The 18279-nt window shown below is 64.1% G+C and carries 15 protein-coding genes and 1 tRNA gene; 2 read left to right on the top strand and 14 right to left on the bottom strand.

Annotated elements, in window-relative coordinates:
• Positions 1-25: 25 nt before the first annotated feature.
• Together ABIA96_RS30645 and ABIA96_RS30650 are read right to left on the bottom strand one after the other, a co-directional pair.
• A tRNA-His gene (locus ABIA96_RS30645) sits at positions 26-102 on the bottom strand.
• 194 nt (positions 103-296) lie between these two features.
• Positions 297-731, bottom strand: coding sequence for a phasin (locus tag ABIA96_RS30650; protein WP_354140662.1), 435 nt, complete (start codon positions 729-731; stop codon positions 297-299).
• 735 nt (positions 732-1466) lie between these two features.
• On the opposite strand from ABIA96_RS30650, the gene ABIA96_RS30655 reads away from it, so the two are divergent.
• Positions 1467-4820: a PAS domain-containing sensor histidine kinase gene (locus tag ABIA96_RS30655; RefSeq protein ID WP_354140663.1), complete on the top strand. Its 3354-nt coding sequence runs from the start codon at positions 1467-1469 to the stop codon at positions 4818-4820.
• A 107-nt stretch (positions 4821-4927) separates the two neighbouring features.
• On the opposite strand, the gene ABIA96_RS30660 is transcribed toward ABIA96_RS30655, so the two are convergent.
• The 11 genes from ABIA96_RS30660 to ABIA96_RS30710 all read right to left on the bottom strand — a co-directional run bounded on the left by ABIA96_RS30660 (position 4928) and on the right by ABIA96_RS30710 (position 16232).
• A complete protein-coding gene (locus tag ABIA96_RS30660; protein WP_354140664.1) occupies positions 4928-6100 on the bottom strand; it encodes a thiolase family protein in 1173 nt (390 codons plus the stop codon).
• Positions 6101-6255: 155 nt separating this feature from the next.
• Complete coding sequence (serA, locus tag ABIA96_RS30665) at positions 6256-7845, bottom strand: phosphoglycerate dehydrogenase (protein ID WP_354140665.1); 1590 nt, start codon at positions 7843-7845, stop codon at positions 6256-6258.
• Positions 7846-7964: 119 nt separating this feature from the next.
• Positions 7965-9137, bottom strand: coding sequence for a phosphoserine transaminase (locus ABIA96_RS30670; protein ID WP_354140666.1), 1173 nt, complete (start codon positions 9135-9137; stop codon positions 7965-7967).
• Between the two features lie 79 nt (positions 9138-9216).
• Positions 9217-9408, bottom strand: coding sequence for a hypothetical protein (locus ABIA96_RS30675; protein ID WP_354140667.1), 192 nt, complete (start codon positions 9406-9408; stop codon positions 9217-9219).
• A gap of 174 nt (positions 9409-9582) precedes the next feature.
• Positions 9583-10047, bottom strand: a complete 465-nt coding sequence (locus ABIA96_RS30680; protein ID WP_354140668.1) for a GNAT family N-acetyltransferase — start codon at positions 10045-10047, stop codon at positions 9583-9585.
• Between the two features lie 16 nt (positions 10048-10063).
• Positions 10064-10654 (bottom strand): glutathione S-transferase family protein, encoded by a 591-nt coding sequence (locus ABIA96_RS30685; protein ID WP_354140669.1) that lies wholly within the window; start codon positions 10652-10654, stop codon positions 10064-10066.
• A 72-nt stretch (positions 10655-10726) separates the two neighbouring features.
• Positions 10727-11626, bottom strand: coding sequence for an outer membrane protein (locus ABIA96_RS30690; protein ID WP_354140670.1), 900 nt, complete (start codon positions 11624-11626; stop codon positions 10727-10729).
• A gap of 169 nt (positions 11627-11795) precedes the next feature.
• Positions 11796-12632, bottom strand: coding sequence for an outer membrane beta-barrel protein (locus tag ABIA96_RS30695; RefSeq protein ID WP_354140671.1), 837 nt, complete (start codon positions 12630-12632; stop codon positions 11796-11798).
• A gap of 310 nt (positions 12633-12942) precedes the next feature.
• The gene (locus ABIA96_RS30700) at positions 12943-14193 is read right to left on the bottom strand and encodes an MFS transporter (protein WP_354140672.1); all 1251 of its coding nucleotides are present in this window, start codon (positions 14191-14193) and stop codon (positions 12943-12945) included.
• 299 nt (positions 14194-14492) lie between these two features.
• Positions 14493-15842 (bottom strand): phosphoglucosamine mutase, encoded by a 1350-nt coding sequence (gene glmM, locus ABIA96_RS30705; RefSeq protein ID WP_354140673.1) that lies wholly within the window; start codon positions 15840-15842, stop codon positions 14493-14495.
• 222 nt (positions 15843-16064) lie between these two features.
• On the bottom strand, positions 16065-16232 hold the full coding sequence (locus tag ABIA96_RS30710) for a hypothetical protein (protein WP_354140674.1): 168 nt from the start codon (positions 16230-16232) through the stop codon (positions 16065-16067).
• Positions 16233-16336: 104 nt separating this feature from the next.
• Here ABIA96_RS30710 and ABIA96_RS30715 point away from each other — a divergent pair, with 104 nt between their 5' ends.
• On the top strand, positions 16337-17479 hold the full coding sequence (locus ABIA96_RS30715; protein WP_354140675.1) for an alpha-hydroxy acid oxidase: 1143 nt from the start codon (positions 16337-16339) through the stop codon (positions 17477-17479).
• A gap of 119 nt (positions 17480-17598) precedes the next feature.
• Here ABIA96_RS30715 and ABIA96_RS30720 read toward each other — a convergent pair whose 3' ends face one another.
• The gene (locus tag ABIA96_RS30720; RefSeq protein ID WP_354140676.1) at positions 17599-18225 is read right to left on the bottom strand and encodes a single stranded DNA-binding domain-containing protein; all 627 of its coding nucleotides are present in this window, start codon (positions 18223-18225) and stop codon (positions 17599-17601) included.
• Positions 18226-18279: the final 54 nt, after the last annotated feature.

The raw sequence follows: 18279 nt of genomic DNA on the forward strand, positions 1-18279 counted from the left end.
ATTTTCTGTAAATATATGATTTGATTGGTACAGTTGGGTGGGCTCGAACCACCGACCTCCTGTTCCACAGACAGGCGCTCTAACCAACTGAGCTACAACTGCATCCTTGCGAGCCGCCATGGGCGCCTTTGACAGGCCGGTCACCGAGGGGGGCTGGACGGGGCGGAAACTAGGTGCAACGGCCGTTTTTGGCAAGGCCGCAGAACCCGATAATCGCCGTCTTAAGCAACGTAATTTCCAAGACAAAACCCGGACCTCGCGGCCCGGGTTTCTTAATCAATTCAAGACCGGTCCGCTCAGACGGCGGGCTTGTACAGCTTCGAGGCACCGGCCTTGATCGGCTCGGCGGTCTCGGCGGCGACGCGCTGGCCGAGCTCGAGCAGCTCCTTGGCCTGGGCCTGGAGGGTCTCGAGCTGGGTGCGGGTGTGGGTGGTCCACAGCTGCACGGCTTCGGTCGGCGACTTCAGGCCGAACAGCTCCTGGGCGAAGTCCAGATGAGCCGTGGTGTTGGCCTTCATGAATTCCACCAGCTTGGCGGTGTACTCGCTCGCGCCCTTGTTCACCGAGGTGAACACGGCCTCGACGGTGCCGTTGTGGCTTTCGGCGGCGTCCTTGAACTTGGCGTAGTTCTCGCGGGCCTGCGAAACGCCCTTTTCGGCGAATGCACGCATCTGCTCGGGGACCTCGAACGGAATGATCGAGGCAGAAAACGGATCAGTCGCACCTGTCATGGTTATCCCTCAACGCTAATCAAAAATGTGGGTGAGCCTTCTGGCGCGCCCGCCGGCCCGATCGGGGCTGGTTCCTGGCTTTTGGTTTCTTGACCCAGGATTTGGCGGGAACGGAGGCTGGAAACGCGAAACAAACGAGATGGCTCGTCCAGCGCCCAGCAGTATTCCTGCCTAACATGTCAACATTGTGCAACGCAATGTGATCCGGGGGTGCGTTGCGAAATTTAATCTCGGGGAGGATGAGGTTCCCGGGGTGGGGAACCGGGGGTTGAGGTGGGATGAGTCCGAACCACGAAGGCGGTGCGCTCCCTCCCCCGCTTGCGGGGAGGGCTGGGGAGAGGGTGTCTCCGCTGGCGAGGACCCCCCAGAGGGAAGAGCCCTCACCCGCGCCTTCGGCGCGACCTCTCCCGCAAGCGGGCGAGGTTAGACCGCGCCCGCGGCCCGATCGGTGCAAGCCAAGGAACATCCCGTCAGGCCTGATGCCTCGCCTTGATCGCGTCCATCGCGGCGCCGCTGACGATCTCGCCCTGAATCCTGCGGATGCAGCCGCGCGGCGGCTTGCGGGTTCAGCCGGATTAAGGTTATCGCGGCATTAGGCACCCTCGCCTAGGCTCGGGCCGTGGACCTGCCCGTGCCCGCGGGCGATACTAACCCTTTCTTAAGGCTGCCATTCCCGGCAGCCGCCCAAGTGAAGCGTGACAGCTGAAGCGTGACAGCGAGATACAAGCCGGTCGGATGACGAATTCGGATTTCCAGTTGCGAGGCGTCGGCGATCCCAGGCTGTCCGTGCATGCGACCTCACCGCTGCCGGCGTGGCTCTGGTCGCTCGACGGCTCGCGCGTGCTGTGGGCGAATGCGGTCGGCGCGAAGTTCTTCGGTGCCGATAACGCGGCGGCTCTTGCGCAAAAGACCTTCGGGCCCGCCGACGGCCATCGCCGCCAGGTCGCGCAGCTGGCGCGACGGCTGTCAGCAAGCGGCGCCATCAGGCTGGAGCGGATGCGCGGCTTCGGCGCGGCGTTCGGCACGCTGATGACCTGCGCCTGTGCGCGGCTCAATTTTGCCGATGGCGGCGAAGGCGTGCTCGTCACCGCGATGGATGCGGGCGCGCGCACCATGTCGCTGGTCGAGCGGCTGCATCGTCTCGTCGACGGCGCTGCCGTGCCGATGGCAGCGTTCGCGCCGGACGGAATGTTTGCCGGCGCCAGCGAGGCGGCACGGCCCCTGCTCGGCTTTCGCGATCTCGGCGAGGCCGGGCTCGAGCAGGCCCGCCGCGATGCGCTTAGCGAGGGCCGCGTCGAGATGCCGATCGGCATCGGCAAGATGGTGCTGCAACGGGTCGGTGTCGGGGCCGATGTCGGTCTCGTCGCGCTGATCGAGCCGCTGATCGAACCTGCCGCTGTGCAAGCTGGGCCCGTAGCCGAGAGCGTGCCGAACGCCATGCCTGACGCCGTGCCGGATCCTGCGCCTCAAGCGCCGATCGCGCCCGCATCGCAGCCAGTCGAGACGCCGCAAGCGAGCGAGCCCGCCGCCGGGATCGCGATGTTCGACCCGTTCGCCGAACCGGACGAGACGCCGACGCCGGCCGAGACGACCGTCGAAGCTGCCCCGGAAACACCGGTTGAAAACCCGCCCGCAGCCATCGTGCCGCCGCAAGCCGCGCCGATGACCTCGATCATGGTCGAGCCGCAATCCGCTTACGCGGAGACACCGCGCCAGCATCCGCTGCGTTTCCTGTGGCAGATGGATGCGGAGGGGCGGTTTGTGCTGGCGTCAGCCGAATTCATCCGCCTGATGGGCGCACACACGGCATCCGGCTTCGGCCGGCCCTGGCATGAGATCGCCGACGAGTTCTCGCTCGATCCGGACGGCCGCGTCGCGCAGGCGCTCGCCAGCCACGACACCTGGGCCGGCATCACCGTGAACTGGCCCGCCGATGGCGGCGAGCATCTGCCGGTCGAGCTTGCGGGCCTGCCGGTCTACGACAGCGAACGCAACTTTGCGGGCTTCAAGGGTTTTGGCGTCTGCCGCGATCTCGACGGGCTCAACCGGCTCGATGCGCTCAGGCGGTATGAGTTGTTCGCGGAGCCGCGTACCGCGCAGCGCCTCTCGGCCGATGTGATCGAGCCTGATCCCGAGCCGGAGACGCCGCCGCCGGTCGAGGCATCGCCGCCGCCAGAGCCTGAAACGCCGACTGCAATCGAGCCTGAACCGCCTGCACTCTTCATCGAAGCGAATTCACACCCAACCGATCCGGAAACGCCAGTGGAAACGCCTCCGAATGTCGTGCCGTTCCGCGCCCCCGGTGATCTCAGATCATCCCATGATCAGAGATCAACTAATGATCAGAGATCACCAACGCTGACGCCGGTCGAGAACAGCGCGTTCAACGAACTCGCGCGGCAATTGTCCGAGCGGCTTGAACGCGAGCGCGAGTCGATGGCCTCCGTCGCGGCCGAGCCGCCGGCGGACGAGATCACGCAGGAAGCACTTACGCCGGAGCCTGAGGCGCCGCCGGCGGCAGCCGAATGGCTGACCGAGCCCGCACCGCCCGCGCACGGCCACAGCACGCGCGACCGCGCGCTGCTCGATCTGGTCCCGACGGGCATGCTGATCTATCGGCTCGATCGCCTGCTCTACGCCAACCCCGCCTTCCTCGCGCGCATGGGCTATGCCAGCCTTACCGCGCTGGAAGATGCCGGCGGGCTCGATGCGCTCTATGTCGAGCCGGGCGTCTCCGCCGCGAGCAGCACGTCGCAAGCGGGAACGCCGGTGACGATCAGCGCGATGGTTGCGAACGGCGAGCAGCCGCTTGCGACCACCGAAGCGCATCTGCACACGATCGACTGGGACGGCGCAGGCGCGCATGCGCTGATCTGCGCGCTGCCGCAGGCCATGCCTGTGGTCGTTGCGCCCGTGATAGCGGCGCCGGTGGTGGTGATCCCCGATCTGCCGGAGGGCGAGGCCGAGTTGGAGGCCGGCGACGCCGAAGCGGAAGATCTCGCCGCGATCCTCGACACCACGGCCGAGGGCATCGTGATGTTCGACGCCGAAGGCAACATCCACGCCTGCAACCGCAGCGCGGAGGCGCTGTTCGGCCATGACGGGGCGGCGCTGATGCAGCAGAGCCTGCTGACGCTGTTCGCGCCCGAGAGCCAGCAGATCGTCATCGACTATCTCCAAAGCCTCAAGAGCCAGGACATCGCGAGCCTGCTCGACCATGGCCGCGAGGTGCTGGGCCGCGAGAAGAACGGCGGCGTGCTTCCGCTCGCGATGATCATGGGCCGCACGCGGCCCGATGGCCCGAACTTCTTCGCCGTGTTCCGCGATCTCTCGCACAGCAAGAAGGGCGAGAGCGAGCTGACGCAGGCGCGACGTCTGGTCGACGGCGCGGCGAATGCCAAGGCCGACATGCTGGCGCGGATCAGCCACGAGATCCGCACGCCGCTCAACGCCATCATCGGCTTTGCCGAGGTGATGATCTCCGAGCGTTTCGGTACGCTCGGCAATGAGCGCTACGGCGAATACATGAAGGACATCCGGGCCTCCGGCGAGCGCGTCATCACCATCATCGACGATCTGCTGGAGCTGTCGCGGATCGAGACCGGCAAGCTCGATCTCAATTTCGCGAACCTCAACCTCAACGACCTCGTCGAGGCCTGTGTCACGGTGATGCAGCCACTGGCCAACCGCGAACGCATCATCATCCGCACCTCGCTCGCACACGCGCTGCCGCAGGTGACGGCCGATGCGCGCGCGCTGCGCCAGGTCACGATGAATTTGATCTCGAACTCGATCCGGCTTGCCAGTGCCGGCGGCCAGGTCATCGTCTCGACCGCATTGAACGATCGCGGCGAGATCGCGCTCCGCATCCGCGACACCGGCCATGGCCTGAGCGAGAAAGAAGTCGCAGCCGCGATGGAGCCGTTCCGCATGCCGCCCCCCGGCGATGCCTCGGACAATTCCGCGCTCAGCCTGTCGCTGACCAAGGCGCTGGTCGAAGCCAACCGCGCCCAGTTCAACATCAAGAGCGCGGGCAGTTCGGGCACGCTGATCGAAGTGACCTTCGCGCCGGTGGTTACGCGGGCGTAAGGCGCCATCGTCATTGCGAGCGCTACGCTCGCAATGACGATGAAGTCGCAAACAAAAAAGGGCACGGCTTGCGCCGTGCCCTTTTTGCATTCAGTGAGGCGACCGCCTCAGCTGTAGATCTCGAACAGGCCGGCGCCGCCCTGGCCGCCGCCGATACACATGGTCACGACGCCCCACTTGGCCTTGCGGCGGGCGCCTTCCTGCAGGAGATGGCCGGTGAGACGGGCACCGGTCATGCCGAAGGGATGGCCGATCGCGATCGAGCCGCCGTTGACGTTGTACTTGGCGGGATCGATCCCGAGCTTGTCGCGCGAATAGAGGCACTGGCTGGCGAAGGCCTCGTTGAGCTCCCAGAGATCGATGTCGTCGATCTTGAGGCCGTGACGCTTCAACAGCTTCGGGATCGCAAACACCGGACCGATGCCCATCTCGTCCGGCTCACAGCCTGCGGCTGCCCAGGCGACGAAACGACCAAGCGGCTTGAGGCCGCGCTTCTCGGCATCCTTGGCTTCCATCAGCACCACGGCGGCAGCGCCGTCGGAGAGCTGGCTAGCGTTGCCGGCGGTGACGTATTTGCCCGGGCCCCTCACCGGCTCGAGCTTGGCGAGGCCTTCCATCGTGGTCTCGGGACGGTTGCACTCGTCGCGATCGACGACGTAGTCGACAATCGACTCCGCCTTGGTCGCCTTGTCGACGACCTTCATCCTGGTCTTCATCGGGACGATTTCGTCCTTGAACTTGTTGGCCTGCTGGGCGGCCGCCATGCGGCGCTGCGATTCCAGCGAGAACTCGTCCTGATATTCGCGGCTGAGCTTGTAACGCTCGGCAACGATGTCGGCGGTGTCGATCATCGCCATGAAGATGTCGGGCGCGACCTTGAGCAGTTCCGGATCGATCGATTCCTTCGGCGTCCCGCCGCCAGGCATCGAGATGCTTTCGACGCCGCCGGCGACGATGCAGTCGGCGCCATCGGAGCGGATCGAATTGGCGGCCATGGCGATGGTCTGCAGGCCCGACGAGCAGAAGCGGTTCACCGAGACCCCGGCCGTGGTCGTCGGCAGACCGGCAAGCAGCGCGGCCTGACGGCCGATGTTCGGCGCGCCATGGGCGCAATTGCCGAGATAGCAATCCTCGACATAATCCTTGTCGACGCCGGCGCGATCGACCGCGTGATGGATGGCGTGCGCGGCCAGCGACATCGGCGGCGTGATGTTGAACCCGCCGCGGCCGGACTTGGCAAGGCCCGTGCGCGCGTAGGAAACGATGACGGCTTCACGCATTGTTTTCTCCCTTTTCGAACGATTGGTACGGAGGCGTTGGTAAGAGGCGTCCTGGTCGCCATTGGTACACAATGTCTGGCGGCCGCGGGAGAAATAAAACGCCGCCTCCGGTAATGGAGGCGGCGTTGTTCCGCGGGTCGGAATATGTCGGCGTATCAGAACGTCAGCGCCTTGACCTGCTTGACCTGCGGCAGCGCCTGCACCTTGGCGAGCAGATCGGCCGGCACCGCGCCGTCGACCTCGATCAGCGCGATGGCATCGCCGCCCTGTTCGACGCGGCCGAGGTGGAAGGTCGCGATGTTGATCTTCGCGTCACCCAGAAGGCCCGCGAAACTGCCGATGAAGCCCGGCTTGTCCTCGTTGGTCACATAGATCATCGACTTGCCGAACTCGGCATCGACGCGGATGCCCTTGATATCGACCAGCCGCGGCTTGCCGTCATGATAGACGGTACCGGACACCGAGCGCTCCTGACGTTCGGTCGCGACCGTGACGGTGATCAGGCTTTCATAATCGCTCTGCGCGGCGCGCACGATCTCGTCCACCACCATGCCGCGCTCCTTGGCGACGACGGGCGCGGACACCACGTTGACCTCGCCCAGCATCGGCCGCAGCAGGCCCGACAGCACGGCGGAGGTGATCGCCTTGATCTTCATCTCGGCGACGTGGCCCTCATAGGTGATCTCGACCTTGAGGATGCCGGACTCAGTCAGCTGGCCGGCGAACGAGCCGAGCTTCTCGGCGAGCGCGATGAACGGCTTCAGCTTCGGCGCCTCTTCCGCGGTGATGGAGGGGAAGTTCACCGCGTTCGAGATCGCGCCGGTGAGCAGATAGTCCGACATCTGCTCGGCGACCTGGAGCGCAACGTTCTCCTGCGCTTCCGTGGTGGAGGCGCCGAGATGCGGTGTGCAGATCACGCCGGGATGTCCGAACAGCACGTTCGTATTCGCGGGCTCCTCGACGAAGACATCGAAGGCGGCGCCGGCGATGTGCTTGGCGTTGAGCGCATCGACCACGGCCTGCTCGTCGACGAGACCGCCGCGGGCGCAGTTGATCAGGCGCACGCCCTTCTTCGTCTTGGCGATCGCGGCCGCGTCGATGATGTTCCTGGTCTTCTCGGTGAGCGGCGTGTGCAGGGTGATGAAGTCGGCGCGCTTGAGCAGGTCATCGAGCTCGACCTTCTCGACGCCGATGTCCCTGGCGCGCTCCGGCGACAGGAACGGATCGAACGCGACCACCTTCATGCGCAGGCCGAGCGCGCGGTCTGCGACGATCGAGCCGATGTTGCCGCAGCCGACCACGCCGAGCACCTTGCCGGTGATCTCGACGCCCATGAAACGGTTCTTCTCCCACTTGCCGGCCTGGGTCGAGGCGTCGGCCTGCGGGATCTCGCGGGCCAGCGCCAGCATCAGCGTAATCGCGTGCTCGGCGGTCGTGATCGAATTGCCGAACGGCGTGTTCATCACGATGATGCCCTTGGCCGTCGCAGCCGGAATCTCGACATTGTCGACGCCGATGCCGGCGCGGCCGATCACCTTGAGGTTGGTCGCCTTCTCCAGGATCTTGGCGGTCGCTTTCGTCGCGGAGCGGATCGCGAGGCCGTCGTAATTGCCGATGATCTCGGCAAGCTTGTCCTTGTCCTTGCCGAGGTTGGGCTGGAAGTCGACCTCGACGCCGCGATCCTTGAAGATCTGCACGGCAGCGGGCGAGAGCGCGTCGGAAATGAGAACTTTGGGTTTGGTCATGGGGATGATCCTCTACCTTCCCTGATGGAAGGGACGGCGTTCGACCGGAACAGGTTGATGTCTGGGAACGACTTCTTCTGCCTCTCCCCGCGAGAACGAGGAGAGGCCAAGCAAGTAACTCAGGCCGCCTTGGGCAGAGCGGCCTTGGTCTCGGCAAAGGCCCAGTCGATCCACTGCGTCAGCAGCTCGACGTCCCTGGCCTCGACGGTGGCGCCGCACCAGATGCGCAGGCCAGCCGGCGCATCGCGGTAATATGCGAAGTCGTAGCCGGCGCCTTCCTTCTCGACCAGCGCCACCAGCTTCTTGGAGAAGTCGGCCTGTGCGTCTTCGGAGAGCGAGGTAAGCGCGGGATCGGTGAACTTCAGGCACACCGAAGTGTTGGAGCGGATCGCCGCGTCCTTGGCCAGGAAGTCGATCCAGGGCGTCTTCGCCTTCCAGTCGGCGAGCACCTTGGTGTTGGCGTCGGCGCGACCGATCAGCGCCTTGAGGCCGCCGATCGACTTGGCCCAGTTCAGCGCGTCGAGGTAGTCCTCGACACAAAGCATCGACGGCGTGTTGATGGTCTCGCCGACGAAGATGCCTTCGTTGATCTTGCCGCCCTTGGTCATGCGGAAAATCTTCGGCAGCGGCCAGGCCGGCTTGTAGGTCTCGAGCCGCTCCACCGCACGCGGCGACAGGATCAGCATGCCGTGCGCCGCTTCGCCGCCGAGCGCCTTCTGCCAGGAGAAGGTGACGACATCGAGCTTGGCCCAGTCGAGGGCTTGCGCAAATGCGGCGGAAGTCGCGTCGCAGATAGTCAGACCTTCGCGGGTCGCGCTGATCCAGTCCGCGTTCGGCACGCGCACGCCGGAGGTGGTGCCGTTCCAGGTGAAGATGACGTCGGACTTCGGATCGACCTTCGAAAGATCCGGGATCTCACCGTAAGCCGCGTTCAGCTTGGTGACGTCCTTGAGCTTCAATTCCTTGACGATGTCGCTGACCCAGCCCTCGCCGAAGGATTCCCAGGCGAGCGTGGTGACGGGCCTTGCACCAAGCAGCGACCACAGCGCCATCTCGACCGCGCCGGTATCGGACGCCGGCACGATGCCGATGCGATAATCGGCGGGCACTTCAAGCACTTCGCGCGTCAGATCGATCGCGAGCTTGAGCTTGGTCTTGCCGACCTTCGCGCGATGCGAACGGCCGAGCGCTGCGTCCTTGAGATTTTGGGCGTTCCAGCCGGGGCGCTTGGCGCAGGGGCCGGAGGAGAAATGCGGCACGTTGGGCCGCGAAGCGGGCTTCGCTATAGTCATGATCTACCCTTCCAGATAGTAAGCCTCCCGTTGGGGGGAGGTGTCCCGCCGCGGCTGATACGGGAATCGGGCAGGGCAGTCAAGGAAGTTCCGGCGTCTCACGCTGGAGTGATGGCTCCTCCGGCGCAATGCCGGGGGCTTCGACAGCCGTCAGCGCGTTCAGCAAGTCCGTGGCCTCGCTGATCAATTGCGCTGCGCGACGGCGGCTGCCGACTTTCAAAATGCATTTATCATTGGCCTGCACAACGTAATCGTTGCCGACCTTGATCATCGAATAGCTTGTCATTGAAATCCCCGAACCGACCGAGCCCGGTGTCCTGACGCTGCCTAGCACCCTTCGTTCCGCAATCAACGTGAACCACGAACGGGTAGTTTATCAGCTCTTAATATGAACGAACGCGCGATCCGATTTCGTTGATCGCGCAACGCTCACCCACGAACTGCATCAAAAGCGGACAGTCATGCCGGCGTGGCTCAACGCAAATCCGAGACGCTTGTAGAAGCGCTGCGCGTCGACCCTGCTCGCATGCGTCAGCAATTCGACCAGATTGCAGCCGCGCGCTTTCGCCTCAGTGATCGCCCATTGCACCAATTGCTCGCCGATGCCCCGGCTGCGGCAGTCGCTGGCAACGCGGACATCCTCGAGCAGACCGCGAATGCCGCCTTGCGAGCTGATGCCTGCGAGCACCGCGAGCTGCAGACAGCCGACCACCCTGCCCTCGCTCTCGGCAACTACAAGCAAGAGATTTTGGTCGTGCTCGACCCGTTCGAATGCCTGGTAGTAGACGGCCGGAAGCGGATCCTCGACGCGCTCGCGGGCACGGCCGAGATGATCGTCGGCGAGCATCGCCACGATCGCGGAAACGTCCTCGCGACGCGCAGGACGGATGGTGACGGATTTGTCGTTCATACAGGAACTCCAGAACTCAGCGCGCCGGCGACAGGCCGAGATAAGCCTCGACTTCGCCGATCCAACGGGAGATGGCTGCATAGCGGCCGAGATCAAAGCCGCCTTCATGCGCGAGACGGGTATAGGCCAGCAGCGAGACGTCGGCGAGTGAGACCTCATCGCCCGCGAAGAAGCTGACAGCGGTGAGATGCTGCTCCATGCGGTCGAGCGCCGCATAGCCACGCTTGACCTTGTCAGGATCGAGCTCGGATACCTCCTTGCCGAGATAGATCAGCTGGAAGCGGCACACCGCGATATAGGGTTCGTGGCTGTACTGCTCCCAGAACAGCCATTCGTCCATCTTGGCGGCAGCAAAGGCGTCGCGTGGAATCAGTGCACTGTCGCGGGCGAGATAGCGGATGATGGCGTTGGACTGCGCCAGCGTGCGGCCGTCGTCGAAGGCGACAGTCGGCACCTGGCCGGCACCGTTCAACTTCAGGAAATGCGATGTGCGCGTCTCGCCCTTGCGCGTGTCGATCTCGGTCCAGCGATAGGGCAATGCGAGCCTGTCGCAGACCCACTTCACCTTCAGACAATTGCCGGAATTGCTGTCGCCGTAGATCTGCATCGCTACCGCCCCATTGGGCGACAGAGCATCAGGACGCGGCGGACCTGTCAACCGCGGCGCAGCGAAGCCGCGTCAGAACTTGTAGCCGAGCCCGACGCGCGCATTGTTCAGCGTCACGGAGGTGTTCATGACGGGCGAGAATTTCACGTACTCGTATTCCACGCGCGCGAACAGACCCTCCCAGATGCAGTATTCGAGGCCGAGGCCGGCGACCCAACCGACCGCGAAGGCGTTCGTCCGGCGCTGCGTTTGCGCCTGCGACTGCGCCGGAACGGCCTGTGGCGCTCCGAACGTGGTCGTCGTCACCACGACGCCGAGGCCGTTAGTTACCGAGTTCGTCACATCCTGGCGCAAGTCTACATTGCTCGTCACCGAGCGAGAGACGTCCATTCGGCCGACGGCAGCGCCGGCGAAGGCATAGGGCATGAAATCGCCGCCGTCCCAGCCGACGCGGCCGCGCAGCGTGATCATGTCCTTGACCTTCGCCGCGGCGGTGCCGGTCAATGTCACGTCGTAATTGTCGGTGACGTTCGCGGCATGCATATCGCCGGCCGGATTGACGATCGTGAGCGAGTTGCTGCCCGACGTCGACGTGGCGAGGTTGTTGAAATAGGAGTAGGTGCCCTCGAGACCGAGAATGGCATCGTACCATTGCCAGTTGCGGCCGACGAAGGCGCCGAAATTCGTGCTCTGCGTGTTGGTCTTGTTCATGAGCGACCAATTCGCGGTCGGCTGCTGCAGCACGCTGTCGCGGAAGATGAAGTTGGTCAGGCCGACGACGCTCTGACTGAAATCGGTCGCGTTGCTCGTGTAGCCGCCATTGACGCCGACATAAGCGCCATCCCAATTATGGGAGGTCTTGGACAGACCGTCGGTGAAGCCGCCGCGCAGCGCGGGCAGATCCGGCATATCGGCCGCGTGCGCGGCAGACACCGTCCCCAACATCGCCGCCGCCAACATCAGCCCACGCATTGCAACGCTCCATCGAACACGAACTTTCGCTTATGATCATGGCTCGTTAACCTTAACCAATGGTTGCGCCGGGGGCTTTCGTCGCCGCCAGGCAATGAAAAATACGCAAAGCAAAACGGCGCGGGATGATCCCGCGCCGTTAAGAGACATTAAGCGATGGGGCGAACGATCAGCCCTTGGTGACGAGCGGCGGCGGCATGTAGGCCGGCGGGCTGTTGAGTTCCCAGCGCACGCCAAGCTTGACGTCGTGCGAGGTGATGTCCTTGACCTTGATCGTCGAAGCACCGGAGATGCTGCCGTCGAACGCACGGAAGTTGCCGGGCGCAGCGTCGCCGAGATCCATGTAGCTGTAGGCCAGTTCGACGGTGAACCCGGGATTGACCTTGTAGGCGAGACCGGCATGGGCGGCCCATGCGAGGTTCCACTTTCCGTTGTCGCCGAAATTGGTGACGCTGTTGGACAGCACGCCGCCGGCGTAGCGGACGCCGTTGTCCTGGAAGCCGGAGAGTTTGTTGTAGGAGCCGCCGACACCGGCGCCGATGAACGGCGTGATGCACCACCAGGTGCCGAGATCGACATAGGCGTTGGCCATGACGACCCACTCGGACTTGCTGCCGGTGTAGGTGTTGGCTTCGACATCGGTCGGCCCGAGAAGGACGCTCTGCGAACCGTGCAGATTGGCCTTGCCGCGATACTGGCCGATCACGTCGGCGCGGAACCAGTTGTTGAAACGATAGCCGACGCCGAGGTCGAACAGCGGCGACGAGTCGAAGCCGAGGCCGGCCGTCGTGGTCGGGAATGCAGCCGCAGTCGCGCTGTCAATGCGCTTGGCGCTCTGGTTGGTCATGCCGACGTCGCCGCGCAGATACCAGCCGCCGAAGTCGGAGGGCGGGGCAACCGGCGCGTACATGGGGGGCGGTGCCGCGATCGGCATATCGGCGGCGAACGCCGTCGACGAGATCAGTGATGCCGCACCCGCGGCAAGGAGAGACTTAACGCTACGCATTGGCTTCGTCCTTATGGCCGGTGAGACAAAATGCAGATGCCTCACGTTCTGGAAACTCACAGGCGGACGATGGCACCAAATGCTTAAGCGCCACTTAACCCTAATTTTTAAGGTTGATTTTTCCTAACTGCACACGTGCGTGCGGCCAAAGCGTTGCAAAAATGCGGCAGCTAGAGCTTCCGCGGAAGCTCTAGATTCTTGTTTGACGCGTTTTCTTGACGCGAACCGGCTTCCACTTCGCTGGAAAACGCTTCCGCACGCCGCAATTGCTAACGATGTATGAAGCCGCAATGCGGCGAAACAGGATTTGTTAACGCACGTGCCGCGGCAGCTTGGGCAGGAACACCGCAAGCAGCCCGATCGCCGGCAGATAGGCGCAGACCTGATAGACGAACTCGATCGAGGTGTGATCTGCGAGCTTGCCGAGCACAGCCGCGCCCAGGCCGCCGATACCGAAGGCAACGCCGAAGAACACGCCGGAGATCATGCCGAAGCGATGCGGCACCAGCTCCTGCGCGAACACGATGATCGACGACGTCGTCGAGGAGATGATGAGGCCGATGATGACGGTGAGTACCGCGCTCGCGGTGAGCCCGGCATAGGGCAGCGCCAGCGTGAACGGCAGCGCGCCCAGAATCGAAATCCAGATCACGATCTTACGGCCGAAGCGATCCCCCAAGGGACCACCGAGAAACGCGCCGACCGCGTTCGCGGCGAGGAAGATGAAGAGGTACATCTGCGCGGCCTGGGTCGACACGCCGAAGCGGTCGATCAGATAGAAGATGTAGTAGCTCGACAGGCTCGAGACGTAGAGCTGCTTCGAGAACAACAGCGCCACCAGCACGAGCAGCGCGATCGTCACGCGGCGCGAGCTCGGCGCGTCGGGATGGGCTTGAACCGCCGCCGTCTTCTTCGCCTTGATCTGCGGTTCGTACCAGCGGCCGATGCGCCAGAGGATGACGATCGCAAGGAACGCGATCGAGGAGAACCAGGCGATGCTGCCCTGCCCGAACGGCACGACGATCAAGGCGGCGAGCACCGGCCCCATCGAGGTACCGAAACTGCCGCCGAGCTGGAACACCGATTGCGCGAAACCGTAGCGGCCGCCGGAGGCGAGCCGCGCGATGCGCGCCGACTCAGGGTGAAACACCGCCGAGCCGAGACCGACCAGGGCTGCGGCAATCAGGATGACGAGATATTGGTGCGCGGCGCTGAGCAGCAGCAGGCCGAAGAAGGTCGAGGCCATGCCGATCGACAGCGAGTAAGGCTGCGCCTTCTTGTCGGTATAGTGGCCGACCAGCGGCTGGAGCAGCGAGGCCGTGAACTGGAAGGCCAGCGTGATCATGCCGATCTGCGCGAAGTCGAGCGCGTAGGTGTCCTTCAGGATCGGATACACCGAGGCGATCAGCGACTGCATGGTGTCGTTGAGGAAGTGCGAGAAACTGATGCCGGCGAGCACGATGTAGGCCGGTCCTGCGCCCGTCTTGGCCACGGGCGCGACGTCGCTGACGACGACCGGCTCGGTCAGCGTTTCCTCAGAGACGACGACAGACTTGTTCAATGGAGCATCCCGGCAGGCGCGGCGAACCGCCGCACTGCCTGACTACGATGCCGGAAGCGGCCGAACCACCGCCAATCGTCGATAGCTGGGATGCGCGGGTCCGGTCTCACTGCGAAGCAGCACGGCGGCCTGCTTGGTTCGAGACGCCCGCCCCTGGCGGGCTCCTCACCATGAGGGTCCAGGATCTCGCCAGGAAGAAGGAATCGTAGGGTGGGCAAAGGCGCATTTGCGCCGTGCCCACGTCACGGAAGTGGTGGGCACGCTTCCGCTTTGCCCACCCTACGATACTGTGGTTGTCGCTAGGCCGCCGCCGCAGCTTGCCCAAGCGCGGAGACGATGGTGTCGACGACGTCCTCGACCAGACCGCGGTCCTCGCCCTCGCCCATGACGCGGATCACGGGCTCGGTGCCGGAGGAGCGGATCAGGAGGCGGCCGTGGCCGTTGAGCCGCTTCTCGCCGTCGGAGATCGCCGACTTCACCTCGGAATCGTCGAGCGGCTTGCCGCCCTTGTGGCGGACGTTCTTCAGGATCTGCGGCAGCGGGTCGAAGCGGTGGCAGACTTCCGACACCGGCCGGCGCAGCTTCTGCACCACGGCCAGTACCTGCAATGCGGCCACGAAACCGTCGCCGGTGGTGGCGTAGTCGGACAGGATGATGTGGCCGGACTGCTCGCCGCCGAGATTGTAGCCGCCGTTCAGCATCTGCTCGAGCACGTAGCGGTCGCCGACCGGCGTGCGCAGGAGGTCGAGCCCCTGCCCTTTCAGGAAGCGCTCGAGGCCGAGATTGGACATCACGGTGGCGACGATTCCGGGACGCGACAGCCGACCGTCTTCCTTCCAGCTCTGCGCGATCACAGCCAGCAACTGGTCGCCGTCGACGACATGACCGCGCTCGTCGACCAGGATGACGCGGTCGGCATCGCCGTCCAGCGCAATGCCGATGTCGGCGCGCATCTCGCGCACCTTCCGCGACAACGCTTCCGGCGAGGTCGAGCCGCAATCCTTGTTGATATTGAAGCCGTCGGGCTCGACGCCGATCGGCACCACGTCGGCGCCCAATTCCCACAGCGCTTCCGGCACCACTTTGTAGGCGGCACCGTTGGCGCAGTCGATCACGACGCGCAGGCCGTCGAGCGAGAGATCGCGCGGCAGCGTGCGTTTGGCGAATTCGATGTAGCGGTCATGCACCCCGTCGATACGGCGGGCACGCCCCAAGCTCGCACTTTGTGCGAGCCTCTTGTCGATCGGCTCGTCGAGCAGCAGCTCGATCTGCTTCTCGAGGTCGTCGGAAAGTTTGAAACCCTGCGGCCCGAACAGCTTGATCCCGTTGTCCTCGAACAGATTGTGCGAAGCCGAGATCATCACGCCGAGGTCGGCGCGCATCGACTTGGTGAGCATCGCCACCGCCGGCGTCGGCATCGGGCCGACCAGCAGCACGTCCATGCCGACCGAGGTGAAGCCAGCGACCATCGCGTATTCGATCATATAGCCGGACAGGCGGGTGTCCTTGCCGATCACGACCCGATGGCGATGCTCACCGCGCTGGAACGCGAGGCCCGCGGCCTGGCCGACCTTGAGCGCGAGCTCCGGCGTGATCAGTCCGTTGGCGCGGCCCCGAATCCCGTCCGTCCCGAAATATTTGCGGCTCATATCGTCCCCCACGCGACAACCAAGGATCCCCACGACAACTACCGGATGCCTTGTACGGCTCCGCCATCCCTGATTACCCAGGGATCTTATAAAGCGTTCGCGGCTAACTTGGCTTCAAGAAATATGATGAAACATTACGGAACCGGGGCTGGATTCGCCCTGGTAACTTATTGTTAACATTATATTTCCTGCTGAAGCGCAGTGCCAAGCGGGAACTCCGGGCTAATCCTTTCGCTTCACATGACCGTCCGCGCGGCTCGGCGCCGGCTGGGTGACGTTGACGGGATCGGAGCCCGGAAAGGTCTCTTCCAACCCCTCCTCGAGCGCGTCGTCGAGGGCCTGCTTCTCCTTGATCTCCTCCGGCGAAGGTCCTGTGTGCGGCTTGGTCATGGCGCCCCTCTCGCAAACGATTTGGCTGTGCTTCCAACCATGCTAGATGACCCCGAAACCTTCCGATGCAAGACTTTTGAGACAAGGCGGGCCGGGGAACGTTCATGAAGCACATCACCTGTATCGACGATCTTCGCGCGCTGCATAAGCGCCGCGTGCCGAAGGCGTTCTTCGACTATTGCGACCGCGGCTCCTATGCCGAGGAAACGCTGCGCGCCAACCGCGACGACATGCAGGCGATCAAGTTCCGCCAGCGCATTCTGGTCGACGTCTCCAAGCGCGATACCTCGACCACGATCCTCGGCGAGCGATCGACGATGCCGCTGATCCTGGCGCCCGTCGGCCTGCTCGGCATGCAGCACGGCGACGGCGAGATTCACGCCTGCCGCGCGGCGCAGGCCGCGGGCATCCCGTTCACGCAGTCGACCATGTCGATCTGCTCGATCGAGGACATCGCTGCCGCCGTCGAGAAGCCGTTCTGGTTTCAGCTCTACGTGATGAAGGACCGCGGCTTCATCAAGGACCTGGTCCAGCGCGCGATCGCAGCGAAGTGCAGCGCGCTCGTGCTGACCGTCGACCTCCAGGTGATCGGCCAGCGCCATGCCGACATCAAGAACGGCATGACCATCCCGCCGGAATGGTCGCTGTCGAAGTTCATCGATTTCGCAACCAAGCCGGCCTGGGTCTCCGGCGTGCTACAGGGCAAGCGCCGCACCTTCGGCAACATCGCCGGCCACGTGAAGAACACCGAGGACCTCAACCGGCTCGCCGAATGGACCGCATCGCAGTTCGACACCTCCTTGAACTGGAAGGACGTCGAGTGGATCCGGAGCATCTGGCCGGGCAAGCTCATCATCAAGGGCATTCTGGACGTCGAGGACGCCGAGGAAGCCGCCAAGACCGGCGCGCAGGCCCTCGTCGTCTCCAACCATGGCGGCCGTCAGCTCGACGGCGCGCCGTCCTCAATCGAGGTGCTGCCCGAGATCGCCGATGCGGTCGGCGAGAAGATGGAGATCATGTTCGACGGCGGTATTCGTTCCGGCCAGGACGTGATGCGCGCGCTCGCGCTCGGCGCCAAGTCCTGCATGATCGGCCGCGCTTATGCGTATGGCCTGGGTGCGGGCGGCCAGGCCGGCGTCGCCAAGGCGATCGACATCATCCAGAAAGAACTGCTCACGACCATGGGCCTGTGCGGCGTCAACAGGATCGACGAGATCGACGAACACATTATTGCGGAGGCGCCGTAACGACGGTGCCGTAGGGTGGGCAAAGCGAAAGCGTGCCCACCAACTTCGCGAAACGCAGCAAGATGGTGGGCACGGCGCTTCGCGCCTTTGCCCACCCTACGAGTCCAGTGCTCGCCCCCTCACATCGGCGGCGTGACGCCATCGCGGCCGACATTCACGCGGTTCGCTTCCAGCGTGCCGTCGTCCTTCTTCGCCGCACCGAAGATGATCAGTTTGGCGCCGGGCTTCACTTCCGACTTGTCGCTGGCAACGAAGGTGACGATCGGGGTCTCCGGCGGCACCACGACTTTCTTCTCGCCGTCCTTGTATTTGACCGTGATGTTCTGGCCGTTGGCGCCCTTGACCGTCTGCGCCACGGTGGCGTTGGTCATGGTCGAGTTGGCGCGGGCATCCCAGGGGCGAAAACCTTCGGCGGCGCCGCGCTGGTTCTCCGGAAAGATATGCACGGCAATGGCCATCTGCGTGCCGTCAGGCTCGGGCATGGCGGTGACACCGATGTAAGAGCCTTCCTTGATTTCGGAGAGCTGCGTCTTGACCACGGCGAAGACGGCGACGTTATCGGTCATGTTCATCTTCACGTCGGTGCCCTCGCGGGTCTTGATCCCGAGCGTGTTGCCGTCGACGCTCTCGATGGTGCCGCGGATGCGGACGGTCGGCGTCTGCTGCGCCGAGACAATTGAAATGAAGATGCAGGTGGCGAAAGCAGCCGCAACGGCGCGCGGCATCCAGCTGTTCAACTTCGACATGACCTTGTCCCTCCAGGGCGTTACGCCGATCAGACAGGGCAACCCCGTCTGATC

The organism is Bradyrhizobium sp. LB11.1, from assembly GCF_040549385.1.
Lineage (GTDB): Bacteria > Pseudomonadota > Alphaproteobacteria > Rhizobiales > Xanthobacteraceae > Bradyrhizobium.

Excerpts from the sequence above, each read along its gene's own strand:
- ABIA96_RS30655 (WP_354140663.1), top strand. The coding sequence starts at position 1,467 with ATGACGAATTCGGATTTCCAGTTGCGAGGCGTCGGCGATCCCAGGCTG.
- ABIA96_RS30660 (WP_354140664.1), bottom strand. The coding sequence starts at position 6,100 with ATGCGTGAAGCCGTCATCGTTTCCTACGCGCGCACGGGCCTTGCCAAG.
- ABIA96_RS30690 (WP_354140670.1), bottom strand. The coding sequence starts at position 11,626 with ATGCGTGGGCTGATGTTGGCGGCGGCGATGTTGGGGACGGTGTCTGCC.
- ABIA96_RS30685 (WP_354140669.1), bottom strand. The coding sequence starts at position 10,654 with ATGCAGATCTACGGCGACAGCAATTCCGGCAATTGTCTGAAGGTGAAG.
- ABIA96_RS30675 (WP_354140667.1), bottom strand. The coding sequence starts at position 9,408 with ATGATCAAGGTCGGCAACGATTACGTTGTGCAGGCCAATGATAAATGC.
- glmM (WP_354140673.1), bottom strand. The coding sequence starts at position 15,842 with ATGAGCCGCAAATATTTCGGGACGGACGGGATTCGGGGCCGCGCCAAC.
- ABIA96_RS30695 (WP_354140671.1), bottom strand. The coding sequence starts at position 12,632 with ATGCGTAGCGTTAAGTCTCTCCTTGCCGCGGGTGCGGCATCACTGATC.
- ABIA96_RS30710 (WP_354140674.1), bottom strand. The coding sequence starts at position 16,232 with ATGACCAAGCCGCACACAGGACCTTCGCCGGAGGAGATCAAGGAGAAG.
- serA (WP_354140665.1), bottom strand. The coding sequence starts at position 7,845 with ATGACCAAACCCAAAGTTCTCATTTCCGACGCGCTCTCGCCCGCTGCC.
- ABIA96_RS30670 (WP_354140666.1), bottom strand. The coding sequence starts at position 9,137 with ATGACTATAGCGAAGCCCGCTTCGCGGCCCAACGTGCCGCATTTCTCC.
- ABIA96_RS30680 (WP_354140668.1), bottom strand. The coding sequence starts at position 10,047 with ATGAACGACAAATCCGTCACCATCCGTCCTGCGCGTCGCGAGGACGTT.
- ABIA96_RS30650 (WP_354140662.1), bottom strand. The coding sequence starts at position 731 with ATGACAGGTGCGACTGATCCGTTTTCTGCCTCGATCATTCCGTTCGAG.
- ABIA96_RS30715 (WP_354140675.1), top strand. The coding sequence starts at position 16,337 with ATGAAGCACATCACCTGTATCGACGATCTTCGCGCGCTGCATAAGCGC.
- ABIA96_RS30720 (WP_354140676.1), bottom strand. The coding sequence starts at position 18,225 with ATGTCGAAGTTGAACAGCTGGATGCCGCGCGCCGTTGCGGCTGCTTTC.